Source organism: Flavobacterium sp. JP2137, assembly GCF_050562195.1.
Classification (GTDB): domain Bacteria; phylum Bacteroidota; class Bacteroidia; order Flavobacteriales; family Flavobacteriaceae; genus Flavobacterium.
The window spans coordinates 82,759-96,773 of the sequence record NZ_CP191647.1 but is presented as its reverse complement, the minus strand read 5'-3'; the positions used below and the strand labels follow the sequence as shown (position 1 = coordinate 96,773).

Below are 14,015 nucleotides of genomic sequence, written 5' to 3'. Positions count from 1 at the left end.
CATCCGCGCATCCACAAATCAGCGAATCAGCTTTTCCTTGGGTTCAATTCCGAATAAAAATTGCAATCCTTAAATCCTTTGTACAAAATATGGCGCATCCGCGCATCCGCAAATCAACGAATAAGCATTTCCTTGGGTTCAATTTCCGAATAAAAATTGCAATCCTTAAATCCTTTGTACAAAATATGGCGCATCCGCGCATCCGCAAATAAGCGCATCAGCTTTTCCTTATTCGATATTTGCATAATCGAACTCAGTCTCTGCATAAAAAATGAAGTAATTAAATACTTTCTGCAAACCAAGGCGTATCCGCGCATCCGCAAATCAACGAATAAGCGCTAAGGCAAATCAACGAATAAGCGCCAAGGCAAATCAGCGAATCAGCTTAATCTTACGCAAAGGAGTTCTTTTCTGCAAAGTGCAGTTCTACAAAAAAAGAAGTGCTATTAATCCAATGGTTTTTCTGGAAAGTAAATCTCATATCCGATTCCTCGAACCGAAAGCAGACGAATATTTTGGTCGTATTCAAAGTACTTGCGCAAGCGACTGACGAACACATCGAGACTTCTACCGGAAAAATAGTCGTCGGAATGCCAAATGGCTTTGAGGATAACTTCTCGTTTGAGCAGGTTTCGGTTGTGCTGCAATAGCAGTTGAAGCAAATCGGCTTCTCGCTGCGTCAATCGTTGGCGTTTCTTGGGATGGATTAGGGAGAGGTTGGAGTAATCAAAGCTGTAACTCCCAATGTCAATTATTTGAGATTCCGTTTTGGGTAGCAAGGTGTATCGATACCGCTTGAGTATGTTGTGTATTCTTAAAATCAATTCTTCGGGATCACAGGGTTTGGTCTGATAGTCATCGGCGCCTATTTTTAGTCCCATTAAGCGATCGATTTTTTGATTTTTGGCCGTTAAAAAGATCAGCGGCAATTCGGGGTACACCTCTTTGATTTTTTGTGCCAAGCTAAAACCGTCAAGGTGGGGCATCATCACGTCCAAAATAACCAGATCGTATTCAAAATGCTGAGGAAGCACTGCGAGCACTTCCATAGGGTTCATATACCAAGTTACCTCAAAGTCGGACAAACTCAAATAGTGTTTTAAAATTTGTCCGAAATCTTCATCATCTTCTATTAATAGGAGTTTAATTTTCATAGGGAATGGTGATTTTAACGGTGGTACCCTTTTGTAACTGACTTTTAATCGCAATGGTGCCGCCGTGCTTTAAAACAATAGTGTGGATTAGGTAGAGTCCCAAGCCCAATCCCTTGGTGTTTTGTATGTTGTTTTTTTGTATGCGGTAAAACTTGTTTAAGATGTGTTTTACTTCTTTGGATTCCATGCCTATGCCGTCGTCGGTCACTGTGATTTCAAGATGGCTGGCCTGGGTCTGTACGTGCATCTCTATGTGTTTAGCGCCGTATTTGATACTGTTTCCTACTAAATTACTAATAATCGTTTGTGCTTCTACTTTGTTTAAAGGAGCGGGCTGTGTAAATTGAATTTGTTGTACAAATTGAACCTCGGGCTGACTAAAAGAAAAATCGGCGAGCAGCTGAGTCAAATCCTGCGGCCTAAGTGGGGCTGAGTGCTCCGTTGTTTCGCAATCGAAATGTATGGGTTGCAGTAGGTTTTCAAGCCGATTGAGTTGCCGCTCTATCAAGGGAAGTACGTCGAGGGAACCGCCTTTAGACAGCGTCTTTGTCGCGATTTTGAGCGTGGCTATCGGGGTTTTAAATTCGTGTGCGATGTTGTCTACAATATCGTGTAGGATGAGGGACTCTTCGCGGTGTTTAACCAGGTTTTTGTACGTGAGGTAATACAGTACCAATACCGACAGGAGTATGAGTATGGAAGACAGCATCAATGGTGTTAACGCGCTTAATACGATATACGGAAGGTTGGCAATGTCATAGCTGGTCGTTCTGTTGATGACAAAAGAGAATTCTGGCTTTTTCTGGCCTTGGAAACTGGCGTCATTCGCGTCGTCCGAGTCAGAATTGGAGCTGCTTGTAGTTGATTTGCCCAGGGTAAGCGTTCGCGCTTTGCCAATAGGCGTAGGGGTTTCATACAGCACTAGGGGCGTTTTGATTAAAGTGTCTTTGGACGGGAGTGTAATGAGGTAATTAATCTCTTTTTTAATAGCCACACGATAGCCTTCTTTCTGGAATAAACTATCGATATAGGCGGTTATATGGGGACTGATTTGTGCGTTTTTAGCGCGAAAATATTGGGTTACTTCGTCGAAGTCAATTTGTTTCTTTTCAAATTTAGCAAATAAAGCCAGTATTTCATCTTCGCTTTGAGGCGTTTCCTCAAAGTAGGGAACGCGGTCGTCCAGGTCCGATAATTGTCCGCAAACCGTATTGAGGATATACTTTTCCTTGAGCTTATAGGAATTGTAGAAGTAGTAGGCATGAATACCGAGTAACAGCAAAAAGAGCAGTGTAGAAGCTCCGATATAAAGGAGGTTTTTGTTTTTCATCACAACAAATATAATCAATTTCATCTGCGGCTATTCGCGTTAACCCTTCATTAACCCATCATTAACCGGGAGCAATTCTAAAAAAGAGGACATTTGATAAAAATTTAAAACATGAGCAAGTGGATACTAATAGGGCTTTTTCCAATCTGGGTCTTTGGGCAGCAGGGGGTTTTGGAGGGAAAGGTGGTCAATGAAAAGGGGGAAGCGCTTTCTTTTGCGACTGTAGTAATTGGAGATAGCCAACAGCGCACTCAGGTGGAAGCAGCGGATTTTGAGGGTCATTTTAAGTGGGAGCAGCAGGTGCAGGACGCTGTTTTTTTGGAGGTGTCTTACGTGGGATACCGCACACATAAACAAGTGCTAACCGCAGTGGATTACAGCAAATCATTGGTTGTCGTTTTACTTCAGGAGGGGGGTGAATTGGATGAGTTAGTGATCGAGCACAAAGCCCCTCTTGTAAAGCGAAAGGTCGATCGGTTGGAGTTTAATGTTGAAAACAGTGCTTTGACCAGTTTAAGTGGCTGGGAAATTTTGGGAAAAACCCCGGGCGTGACCAGTCAGGGTGGTCAATTAAAAATCAAAGGCAGTCCCTCTATTGTAGTGACCATAAACGACAAGAAAGTGATGTTGTCCGGTGAGGAATTGAAGAATTTATTGGAAAACACTCCGGGTAAGGACGTGAAGTCTATAGAGGTCATTACGAATCCGCCGGCCAATTACGAGGCTTCGGGCAGTGCCGTTTTGAATATTGTAATGACCAAGAATACCATGGACGGTTATCGCGGCGTGTTGTATGGAAAATACGAGCAAAGCACATACGACAAGGAATTATTCGGACTTACTCAGTATTACCGCAGGGGTAAATTTTCGGCAATGGGCTCGTATTACCGGGGTATGGGAACCTATCTACGGGAAGGTTTTGACGTGGTGCATTTTGTGGAGCAGCAAACGACCTGGGAAAGCGATATGGTACGCAAGGATAAGAATCGAGCTCAGCACAGTTATACCTTCAATTTGGAATACGATTTGGACAGTTTGACCAATTTCACTTTTGGTGCCAATGGGTATATCAGCCCGTTGAGCGAGGGCGTGTATAAGGTGCCCACCTTGATTTACAATGCCCAAGGCGAAGTAGAGTCGCGTTATACCACGCAAAACGACCACCACAGCGCTACGGATTACCACAATTTCTTTGGACAAGTCGACCGCAAGTGGGGACGGGGTAACCGCCTTATCTGGACGAGTTACTGGACGAACAATCACAAAGACAATTTTCAAAGGGTCAACACTCAGTTAAACTTTAAAGATCAAGCAGCGGCAGAAACCACCTTCGAAAGCGATAATTCCAGTAGTGTTCGCTTGTTTTCAACGCAGTTGGACTACAGTGTCAAGCGGTCGCTATGGAATTGGGACAGCGGTGTTAAATACAGTGCGGTGACCACTTCTAGCAATTTGGATTTCTACGACGACGAACTGGGGTCTTGGAATTTTCGAGCCGATAAGAGCAATTTGTTTACCTATAACGAGCATAATTTTGCCGCTTATACCACCGCAGCCTATACTTGGAAGAAGTGGAGTTTTAAGGGAGGATTGCGCTTGGAGTATACCGATTTTAATGGCGAGGTGTCCGTGCCTAAAGAGCAAAATAAGCAGCATTATCTGGAGTGGTTTCCTACGTTCTACGCCCAGTACGAAACCGAAAACCATCATCAGTTTGGTTTTTCTTATGGCAAGCGGATCAGTCGCCCGACCTATTCGTGGTTGAATCCCGCCAAATCCTATTACAATTTGTTTTCCTATTTCCAAGGAGATGTGCAATTAAAGGCCATGATTATCCATAATATTAACCTGACTTACACTTGGAACAATTGGAATGTGGATGTGTATTATCGAAAGGAAAATTTGCCTGCTATGGAGATCTCCTTTCAAGATCCGCAAACCAATCACTTAATCTATAAGTTCACCAATATCAAAGAGGGAAAAATGGGCGGTTTGGATTTGGGTAAGAATTGGGAATTGTTTTCGTTCTTAACCTGGAATGCGTATACCTCGATACAGTATAATGAAAACTATTTTTTTGGGATGGATCAGCAGTTATACCAAAACAGCCGCTGGATTTTTTATGGCCGAACCAGTGCGGAATTTCGCCTGGATAAGGCGACCGATTGGAATCTGGAAATCGGCTATTACTACAACAGTCCTGCCATCCAAGGAACCTTTACCATCAGTAAAGAATCCAGTACTTATTTGGTGATGAACAAGAAGTTTTTCGATAAAAAAATAGAGGCGAGTTTGCTGTTTAACGATATTTTTAAAACGGAGAAATCCAAAGTCAGTACGAATTACAGCAACCAAAATAATTATTTCTTAGATTATCAAGACACTCAAAAGGTAACTTTTTCGATTCGGTATAATTTCGGAAACCAGACGATTAAGAACAAGAGAAAAGTGGAGGGTACGGAAGAGCAGGGCCGTATTTAAGTGAAGGGGTTGCTGTGCTATGGGTAATAAAAATCCCGCTATAGATGATATAGCGGGATTTTTGCCTTTAAAAGAACAGTTGTATTTACAACAATTCGAGTATGCGCTCGAGTGCCATTCCGCGCGAGCCTTTGATTAAAACAAGTCCTTTTTCTAATGGTGGATTCGCCTTAAATGCCTGAGCAAAAGTATCGTAATCTTCAAAGAAAAAAGTGTTTTGGGCGGTGGTTTTGTGTTCGAAAAAGTGTTTTCCAATATAAAAGGTGGTGAGCTTTTCGGTGTTTTTTAATCGATTGATTACCGCTAAATGCTCTGCGCTGCTTTCTGTTCCCAATTCAAACATATCTCCTAGAAAAAGGGTTTTGGCATGCTGGGTTTCCAATTGTAAAAAGTTGTCTAGAGCCGCTTCCATGCTGCTTGGATTTGCGTTGTAGGCATCCAAGAGTATTTTACGCTCATTTTTTTCGATCCATTGCGAGCGGTTGTTGGTGGGTAGGTATTGGCTGATAGCCGTACGACAAGCCTCTAAGGGAACCTTAAAATAGTTTCCTATGGCCACGGCAGCCGCTATATTTGTTGCGTTATAAATACCGGTTAATTGGGATTGAAAAACGTTGTTGTCTACGGTAATACTAGCCATGGGCTGAGCATCGTATTTTTGGATGATCAAATCGCTTTGTTCGTCGGTACCGAAGGTGTATCGCGCAAAAGTCATGGTCTTGGCGTCTTGCAAGGCGTCATCTGTATTGGCAAAAGCCAATTTGTAGTTGTTTTCCAAATAGTCGTAGAGTTCTCCTTTTGCCTTTACAACACCTTCAAAACTGCCGAAGCCCTCTAAATGGGCCTTTCCGAAATTGGTGATATAACCAAAATCAGGATCGGTTAGTTCGCACAAATGGGAAATTTCACCCAAGTGATTGGCTCCCATTTCAACGACACCGATATCGGTATCTTCATCAAAAGACAGTAGGGTTAAGGGAACACCTATATGATTGTTTAAATTGCCTTGAGTACCGCGCACCTGATATTTTTGTGAGAGCACCGTTAGGATGAGTTCCTTAGTGGTTGTTTTGCCATTGCTGCCGGTTAGGGCAATAATGGGAAGCCCCAGTTGTTGGCGGTGGTATTTGGCCAATTCTTGCAACGCCATAAGCGCATCGGCATACCAAAACATTTTATCGGGATTGGACTGCAATTTTTTATTGTCCATCACCACAAAACTAGCCCCATTGTCAAGCGCTTGTTGCGCTAGGGTATTCGCGTCGAAATTATCCCCTTTTAAAGCGAAGAAAAGGGAATTGGGCGTGATGTTTCTAGTATCAATCGATACGCCATCACACTGTAAAAAACATTGGTAAAGCTCTTCTATTGTCATGATTCAAAAGTATAAAAAAAAGCCCTAAGAATTAGGGCTTTTTTTTAAAGAGTATAGACGTTTTAATTTTTTGATCTTTTCTTGGATGGTTTTGCTCCAACTTTAGTCATCGCACAACGGAATCCGATATAGTCTGTCGCTTGATCTTCTGCATAGAATCTTCTCGTTGCAGGATCTAACCAATAGGCTCTATCTTTCCATGAACCTCCTTTGTAAACACGTGATTGGTCGTTTACTAAAGTCGTACGGTTATTGGTATCGTATTTTCTGATTAGTTCGCCGTTTTCATCTGCTAACAAAGTGTGCTCTGGTGCGTTGTACCCTTTAGTACCTCTACCAGCACCATCTTTATAGTCTCTGTTGTCGCTTGCATTAAAGTTTTGTCTCAAGAAGGTATCCGAATCGTCTACCAATACCTGAGCTACTTGTCCAGGCAAGTTGCGTACTTTTACTTTTCCATTTGGTAAAGTATCGTATACAATGGTTTCCGGAGTTACAATTTCAACTTTTCCGTCAGCACCAATTTTGTTCTTGTAATATACATTTCCTCTGAAGTAGTTGAAATCATTATCATCTGTAGTAATCGATGGTCTGTAAACATCGGCAACCCATTCTGCAACGTTTCCGGCCATATCATACAATCCAAAATCATTTGGAGGGTAAGATTTTACTTGGTTAGTAATATCTGCACCGTCTGTAGACCATCCAGAAATACCACCGTAATCACCACGACCTTGTTTGAAGTTGGCCATTTGATCACCTAATTTATTTCTTTTCCCCGTTCTAGTATGTGCACCATCCCACGGATATTTTTTTCTTCCTTTATAAGAATTGTACTCTCTGTTGCCAATTAGACCTACAGCAGCATATTCCCATTCCGCTTCTGTTGGAAGTCTGAATTCCGCTGTAAACAAACCAAACTCCTGTGTAGCGTATATGTTTTTCTTACCGTCTTTCGCTTTGTTGCGAACACCTTGGAATACCACATCTCTGTTTCCTCCGTATAAGGCATCTGGTGAAGCTAAATAAGTCTCAGTACTGAAGTGGTTTTCTCCGTAAGCTTCGGTGATTTTAGCATTCTTTTTAAGGTAACCCGCTCTTTCTAGTGTGGCTTCGTTAACACGATCCGTTCTCCATTTGGCGAAATCGTTTGCTTGTACCCAACTAACTCCTACTACAGGATAATTGGCATAGGCAGGATGACGCAAATAAGAAGTGGTCAAGCTCTCGCTAAATCCAAGTCGGTTTCTCCATACCATGGTATCTGGAAGTGCACCTTCATATATATGTCTGTAGTTTTCATCACTAGGAGGAAATACAGTCTTAAGCCAATATAAGTATTCATTATACATTACATTGGTTACCTCAGTCTCATCCATATAGAAAGACTGAACATATTGTTGAGTAGGGTTGTTATTCCAGTCGTACATTACATCGTCTTGGACTCTTCCCATGGTAAAAGTTCCTCCTTCAATAGTCACCATCCCCAATGGAGCCTGTTGGTCTCCGTAGTTGGTGTTGTATTGAAAACCTCCCTTTTTATCATTTATTTTCCAGCCAGTTGCAGTTGATACTCCTTGGGTACTTGTGTTGCTACAGCTAGTAATACCAAGTGATGCGATAATTCCGGCAATCACTTGCAATGTCATAAGTCTATTAATCTTCATGTTTAAAATGGGTAATTAATTTGCTCGCAATATAATAATTAACGATTAATTAGCAATATTTATTTCGTAAATATTTAAAAAAAACTTAAAATTTGTTCGGTGTTCACAAATTTATCCTTCTATAACGCGTAATTTTGCTGAATATTGCCCTCTAAATTATTTTTCTCGAGGGTATGTACTATTATGGAAATATTAACGTTTACTGTATTATGAAAAACATATTTTATTTTTTTGTCTTTTTATTTTCGATGGGCCTCGCTGCTCAAAGCCGTAATATACAGCTTTCTTGGCAAGAACCCAAGGCCTATGCCTATGGCTTAGAGCAAAAGGTTATTCCCTTTTTCGATTCACAAAATTATAACTTTAATCCCGTTTCTAATACTTTATTATATCGGGAAAGTGTTAATATTTCGGCTGCCGTTAATCCAGCTTCTCTTGTTATTACTAACGTGGTTTATGAGTCAATTAGTGTATCGGACTTAAAAGATTTGCCCTTAGCCGACTTGCCGACCCAAATCAACGCTCAAATACACAATGTATTTGCTCGTGATGCCGTCAAGTTGTCGTTTTCCTTCGCTCCTATTATAAGAGAAGGACAAGGCGCTAAACGGGTAAAGTCTATTCAGTACTCCTATAGAGAAGGGGGTTTTGCGATGGCTCAGCGAAATACGGCCGATGCCTTTCGTTCCAATTCGGTTTTGCAGTCGGGAAATTGGTTTCAGTTTTACATCGAAAAATCCGGTGTATATAAAATTTCCAAGTCTTTTTTAAGCCGTTTAGGCGTGCCGGAGGGTATTGATCCGAGAACGATTCGCCTCTATGGCAACGGTGGACGCATGTTGCCCCTATTAAATGAGGTGCCCTATCCCAACGACCTTACGGAAAATGCCATTCAGGTAATCGGTGAAGGCGATGGCGTGTTTAACGATTCGGATTTTATCTTGTTTTACGGCGAGGGAATGGATCAGTGGAGCGAAGAAAACTTAACGCATTTAAACCTTTATGACAACAAAGCTTACTATTTCCTGACTTATGGTGCGGAAGCCGGTAAGCGAATCTCCGGACTATACCAACCCTCGGGAGGGAGCAACAGCACCTATACCTCGTATGACGGTTATGTTTTTCACGAAAGGGATTTGACCAATATAGGACGTTTGGGCAGAAAGTGGTTTGGAGAGAATTTCGGTGTGCAACAGCAGCAAAATTTCACCTTTGACCTGTTTAATATCGATGCGTCTCAACCGGTTAAAGTTAATATTAATGCGGCTTCTGCTTCTTTTGGAGGCACGAGTTTTGCCTATACCCTCAACAATCAAAATTTGGGATCCGTAACTTTTAACCGTATTAGCGGACAAACCGTAGCAGGATATGAAAATTACTTGTCTAAAAGCGTGCAAATCAACAACGCTTCCGCAACGGTTACCGTAACTTATAACAATGGAGGTGTACCTTCTTCAGAGGGCTACCTCGATTTTATCGCTTTGGAATACACGGCAAATCTGACGGGGTCGAACAAGCAGTTTTTGTTTAGCAATAAATCATTGGCTATGGAAAGCGGCAACGTGACCTATATGATGAATAACACGGGTATGGTGGATCAGATTTGGGACGTGACGGATATTAACAATGTACAGACCTTAATCAATAACGGACAGGGCTCCTTGAGTTTTAAAGCTCCCGGTGGAAGTGTTCGCAAGTATACCACGGTAAGCAACAGTGATTTTTATGAGCCGATACTCTTGGCCAATTCCAAGGTGGCCAATCAGAATTTAAAAGGCGCTGTCTTTAACGAGGGCGATGTGGATTATTTAATCATCACAGACAATGTGTTGAAAGCCGCTGCCGAGCGCTTGGCGAGTTTTCACAGAAGTACCAATGGACTCAAGGTTAAAGTGGTTACTGTAGATCAAATTTACAAAGAATTCTCCTCGGGGAAACAAGACGTAGCGGCGATTCGAAATTTCGTCAAATACGTATATAAAAACGCATCTAGCCCTGCGGCAAGATTGAAGTACGTCAATATGTTTGGCGATGCATCTTTTGATTATAAAGATCGGATTCCCAACAACAGAAATATCGTTCCCGTTTTTTATGGGATGAACCTGGGCTTTCGCAACACTTCTTCCGGCGATGGAAGTAACTTTTCGGCCTATACGACGTTTATGTCGGATGACTTTTACGTATTGATGGACGATGGCGAGGGGCTGATGTTAGATGCGGATTACGGCTTGGATTTGGCCGTGGGTAGAATGTTGGCCAAGAGTTTAGACGAGGCCAATGCAATGGTCGACAAAGTTGTGGATTACAGCGATAAGGAATCGCACGGAAGATGGCGAAACGTTTTGGTTGCCCTGTCCGATGATGTGGATGTACTGGGCGATTTTATATTGCAAAAGGGACTCGACGAGATGATTGACAAGGTTTCGCTGCGAAAACCGTTTTTCAATGTCAAGAAAATCCACATGGATTCCTATTTGCAAGAATCCGCAGCGGCCGGAAAACGATACCCTCAAGCCAAGAAGGACTTTATAGAGTCTATTGAAAATGGGGCGTTGTTTATCAATTATTTTGGTCATGGAGGGGAGGAAGGACTGGCTCAAGAGCGCATTTTTGGAATCGACGATGCTCAGAAATTAAACAATTATAAAAAATATCCGCTCTTCGTAACAATTACTTGTGAATTTACACGTTTTGATAATCCATACCGTTTGACCGGAGGGGAGAGTATGTATAAAAATAGAAGGGGAGGTGCTATAGCTTTAATCGCCACTACTCGGGAGATCGGAATAGAATCGGGACGGCAAATCAACGCTTCCCTAAGTGAGTATCTATTCCCGGATTCGAATCAGTATTCAACTATAGCCGAGGCGTTGATGAATACCAAAAACAACTCTTCTCAACGCGATAAAAATGTGGTTTTCTACATTGGAGATCCCGCTTTGAAATTGGCGATAGCGCGACCAAAGGTGGTGTTGACCAAAATCAATGATCAGGCTTTTTCGGAATTTACCGGAAATTTAGAAGCCTTGGGCTATGTGAAATTAGGCGGAGAACTCAGAGATGAAAACGACCAGTTTTTAAATCAATTCAACGGTGGCTTGGCGGTTCAGATTTTTGATAAGGAAATCGATCGCAAAACACTGGGTAATGATCAAGTCATGAATAACGGCGTTTTGGCAATCATGGATTTTAAAACCTTGGGCGAAACCATTTTTAGGGGAAATGCCACGGTCAAGCAAGGGATGTTTAATTTCGATTTTGTATTGCCTAAGGATATTAAAATAGCAATCGGACCGGGGAAGGTGAGCTTTTATGCCACTCAGGATACCGGATTGGATTTTACCGGTAGCGAGAATAAAATTAACGTGGGAGGGATCAACCTAAACGCCCCAGAAGATAAAATAGCGCCGACGATTAAACTTTTTATGAATGATGAATCGTTTATATCTGGAGGAGTTACATCGGAATCGCCCGTATTTTTGGTATTTTTGGAAGATGAAAACGGGATCAATACCTCTAGTGGTATCGGTCACGATTTGACGGGTATTTTAGATGGCGATGAGGCCAATCCAATCGTTATGAACGATTATTACGAAACCGAACCCGATAATTTTAGAAAGGGTAAAGTGCGCTATCCGTTTAAGGATTTGTCAAACGGACTGCATACCTTGAGTTTTAAAGCCTGGGATGTGTATAATAATTTGGCGACTGCAGAGATACAGTTCTTGGTTTCCAAAGAAGAAGGAGTTAGTTTGGAAAAAGTGTTGAATTATCCCAATCCTTTTGTAAATTATACCGAATTTTGGTTTACCCACAATCGTCCTTTTGAAAACTTAGAAGTACAGGTGCAAATCATGACCGTGACGGGTAGAATAGTTAAAACGATCAATCAGTTGATTACTACGAATGGTAATCTATCTAGAGATATCAAATGGGATGGTTTAGACGATTTTGGAGATCGTATAGGTAAAGGCGTGTATATTTACCGCTTAACGGTAAAATCGACCGTGACCAATCATAAGTCTGAAAAAATAGAAAAGCTTGTAATCCTTTGAGAAAATAGTATATTTGTTCAATATAAAAAGTCATAAATGAAAAAAACGACGATAGTTGCTATGGTTGCAATTAGCTCACAATTTGCAGTAGCACAAAATTCATTACCCGTTCCCGCTAATTATCAGGATTCCCGGGCAATTACAACAGGAGTACCCTTCTTACAAATTGCCGCGGACGCCCGTTCGGCAGGGATGGGAGATATGGGAGTAGCCACCACTACAGATATTTATTCCCAACAGCATAACCCCGCAAAATATGCCTTTGCCACTCAACAACAGGGCTTCGCAATCAGTTATACTCCTTATATGACGAGCATCGCTAGCGATGTGTCTTTAGGACAATTGAACTATTTTAATAAATTTAACGAACGAAGTGCGTTTGCTGTAAGTATGCGCTATTTCGGATTGGGTGATATAGAATTAAGACAAAACTATAACGATGCACCGATAACCAGAAGCCCGAACGAATTTGCGATTGACGGGTCTTACTCCCTAAAATTGACCGAGAAGTTCTCGATGGCTGTGGCGGGACGATTTATCAGTTCAAATTTAAAAGTGCCTGAAGATATGGGCGGTGGAGACGCTTCTGCGGCGACTACTTTTGCCGTGGATATCGCCGGTTTTTACGAATCGGAACAAATCGCTTTCAACAGCTTTGAAGGTCGTTGGAGAGCGGGTTTTAACCTTCAAAACCTAGGTCCAAAAATCAAATACGACGACAGTGCTCAAAACGCGAGTTTTTTACCGTCGAACTTAAAATTAGGAGGGGGTTTTGATTTTATATTAGATGCTCATAATACGGTAACCGTTTATGGAGAACTCAATAAACTATTGGTGCCCACACCGCAAATTCCAGATTTTCGCGACTTAGATGGAGACGGTGTATTGTCGCCATCAGAACAAAATGCAGCGATAACCAAATCGAGAAACGAGTATAACGACATCGGTTGGGCGTCGGGAATTTTTAAATCTTTCGGCGATGCACCAGGTGGTATGTCAGAAGAGATGAAAGAGTTTACTTGGGCTTTAGGGGCGGAATATTGGTATGACGATGCCTTCGCCTTTCGCGTGGGTTATTTCAATGAAAACGAACTGAAAGGGGCTAGAAAATATGCCACTTTAGGTGCCGGATTTAAGTATAATACCATTACGGTAGACGTATCTTATTTGTTTTCCACATCGAAAGTCAATAATCCTTTAGAAAACACCTTGCGCTTTTCTTTGGCCTTTAATTTTGGAGGAAGCTACAGCAAAAATTAAATCACCACTTTAAAAAATAAAAAAGATCCAAACTAATTCTAGTTTGGATTTTTTGTCTAAAAATATCCCGTAGATGAAGGAAATAAAATTGACTACCACTTTTTTTGAATATGAAAGTATAGAAGCTCTAAGCCTAGCGGATCAACAATTGATGCAAGCGGCAATAGCGATAAGAAAGCAGGCTTATGCACCCTATTCCAAGTTTCGCGTCGGGGCTGCCTTGTTGTTGGATGACGGCAGTGTGATTGAGGGGGCTAATCAAGAAAATGCAGCCTATCCTTCGGGCTTATGTGCCGAGCGTACCGCTATATTTTACGCTGGTGCCACCCGTCCCCAAGCAGTTATTGTGGCAATTGCCATATCTGCCTGCTCAGACTTAAAGCAAACCACAACGCCTATTCCGCCTTGTGGTGCTTGCAGACAAGCGATATTGGAGTACGAAAACAAACAACAACAACCCATTAGAATGCTGTTTATGGGAGCGGCAGGACCGGTGGTGGAATCGCCTTCCCTAATCAATATGCTGCCCTTTCACTTTGATGAAGATTCGCTATAGATAACGGATATACCTAGGGTATATAGATAAAGCCTTGTTTTTTTGAGATGCGGATTGGATTTGCTTTTGAACGGCACTTTGACACTCTGCTATATCATAGGTGTAACAGTTATTATAAGGAGGTGTACTTTTTGGAG

General features: G+C 41.8%; 8 protein-coding genes. 4 read left to right on the top strand and 4 right to left on the bottom strand.

Annotated elements, in window-relative coordinates; genetic code table 11:
- Nucleotides 1–446: 446 nt before the first annotated feature.
- Nucleotides 447–1,154, bottom strand: a complete 708-nt coding sequence (locus ACQZ43_RS00435; protein WP_430613847.1) for a response regulator transcription factor — start codon at nucleotides 1,152–1,154, stop codon at nucleotides 447–449.
- Nucleotides 1,144–2,508 (bottom strand): sensor histidine kinase, encoded by a 1,365-nt coding sequence (locus ACQZ43_RS00430; protein WP_430613846.1) that lies wholly within the window; start codon nucleotides 2,506–2,508, stop codon nucleotides 1,144–1,146. Before ACQZ43_RS00430 ends, ACQZ43_RS00435 begins: the two co-directional genes overlap by 11 nt.
- An 87-nt stretch (nucleotides 2,509–2,595) precedes the next feature.
- Here ACQZ43_RS00430 and ACQZ43_RS00425 point away from each other — a divergent pair, with 87 nt between their 5' ends.
- Nucleotides 2,596–4,965, top strand: coding sequence for an outer membrane beta-barrel protein (locus ACQZ43_RS00425; protein ID WP_430613845.1), 2,370 nt, complete (start codon nucleotides 2,596–2,598; stop codon nucleotides 4,963–4,965).
- A gap of 85 nt (nucleotides 4,966–5,050) precedes the next feature.
- On the opposite strand, the gene ACQZ43_RS00420 is transcribed toward ACQZ43_RS00425, so the two are convergent.
- The gene (locus ACQZ43_RS00420; protein WP_430613844.1) at nucleotides 5,051–6,340 is read right to left on the bottom strand and encodes a UDP-N-acetylmuramoyl-tripeptide--D-alanyl-D-alanine ligase; all 1,290 of its coding nucleotides are present in this window, start codon (nucleotides 6,338–6,340) and stop codon (nucleotides 5,051–5,053) included.
- A gap of 62 nt (nucleotides 6,341–6,402) precedes the next feature.
- The gene (gene gldJ, locus ACQZ43_RS00415; protein WP_430613842.1) at nucleotides 6,403–8,007 is read right to left on the bottom strand and encodes a gliding motility lipoprotein GldJ; all 1,605 of its coding nucleotides are present in this window, start codon (nucleotides 8,005–8,007) and stop codon (nucleotides 6,403–6,405) included.
- A gap of 209 nt (nucleotides 8,008–8,216) precedes the next feature.
- Between gldJ and porU the strand changes: the two genes are divergently transcribed.
- The 3 genes from porU (at nucleotide 8,217) to cdd (ending at nucleotide 13,878) form a co-directional block, all read left to right on the top strand.
- Nucleotides 8,217–12,062: a type IX secretion system sortase PorU gene (gene porU, locus ACQZ43_RS00410; protein ID WP_430613841.1), complete on the top strand. Its 3,846-nt coding sequence runs from the start codon at nucleotides 8,217–8,219 to the stop codon at nucleotides 12,060–12,062.
- Nucleotides 12,063–12,098: 36 nt separating this feature from the next.
- On the top strand, nucleotides 12,099–13,322 hold the full coding sequence (porV, locus tag ACQZ43_RS00405) for a type IX secretion system outer membrane channel protein PorV (RefSeq protein WP_430613840.1): 1,224 nt from the start codon (nucleotides 12,099–12,101) through the stop codon (nucleotides 13,320–13,322).
- A gap of 73 nt (nucleotides 13,323–13,395) precedes the next feature.
- Nucleotides 13,396–13,878 (top strand): cytidine deaminase, encoded by a 483-nt coding sequence (gene cdd / locus ACQZ43_RS00400; protein ID WP_430613839.1) that lies wholly within the window; start codon nucleotides 13,396–13,398, stop codon nucleotides 13,876–13,878.
- Nucleotides 13,879–14,015: the final 137 nt, after the last annotated feature.

What these genes read in the sequence shown, in the direction of transcription:
- ACQZ43_RS00425 (WP_430613845.1), top strand. Translation starts at nt 2,596, where the DNA reads ATGAGCAAGTGGATACTAATAGGGCTTTTTCCAATCTGGGTCTTTGGG.
- porV (WP_430613840.1), top strand. Translation starts at nt 12,099, where the DNA reads ATGAAAAAAACGACGATAGTTGCTATGGTTGCAATTAGCTCACAATTT.
- ACQZ43_RS00435 (WP_430613847.1), bottom strand. Translation starts at nt 1,154, where the DNA reads ATGAAAATTAAACTCCTATTAATAGAAGATGATGAAGATTTCGGACAA.
- ACQZ43_RS00430 (WP_430613846.1), bottom strand. Translation starts at nt 2,508, where the DNA reads ATGAAATTGATTATATTTGTTGTGATGAAAAACAAAAACCTCCTTTAT.
- porU (WP_430613841.1), top strand. Translation starts at nt 8,217, where the DNA reads ATGAAAAACATATTTTATTTTTTTGTCTTTTTATTTTCGATGGGCCTC.
- gldJ (WP_430613842.1), bottom strand. Translation starts at nt 8,007, where the DNA reads ATGAAGATTAATAGACTTATGACATTGCAAGTGATTGCCGGAATTATC.
- ACQZ43_RS00420 (WP_430613844.1), bottom strand. Translation starts at nt 6,340, where the DNA reads ATGACAATAGAAGAGCTTTACCAATGTTTTTTACAGTGTGATGGCGTA.
- cdd (WP_430613839.1), top strand. Translation starts at nt 13,396, where the DNA reads ATGAAGGAAATAAAATTGACTACCACTTTTTTTGAATATGAAAGTATA.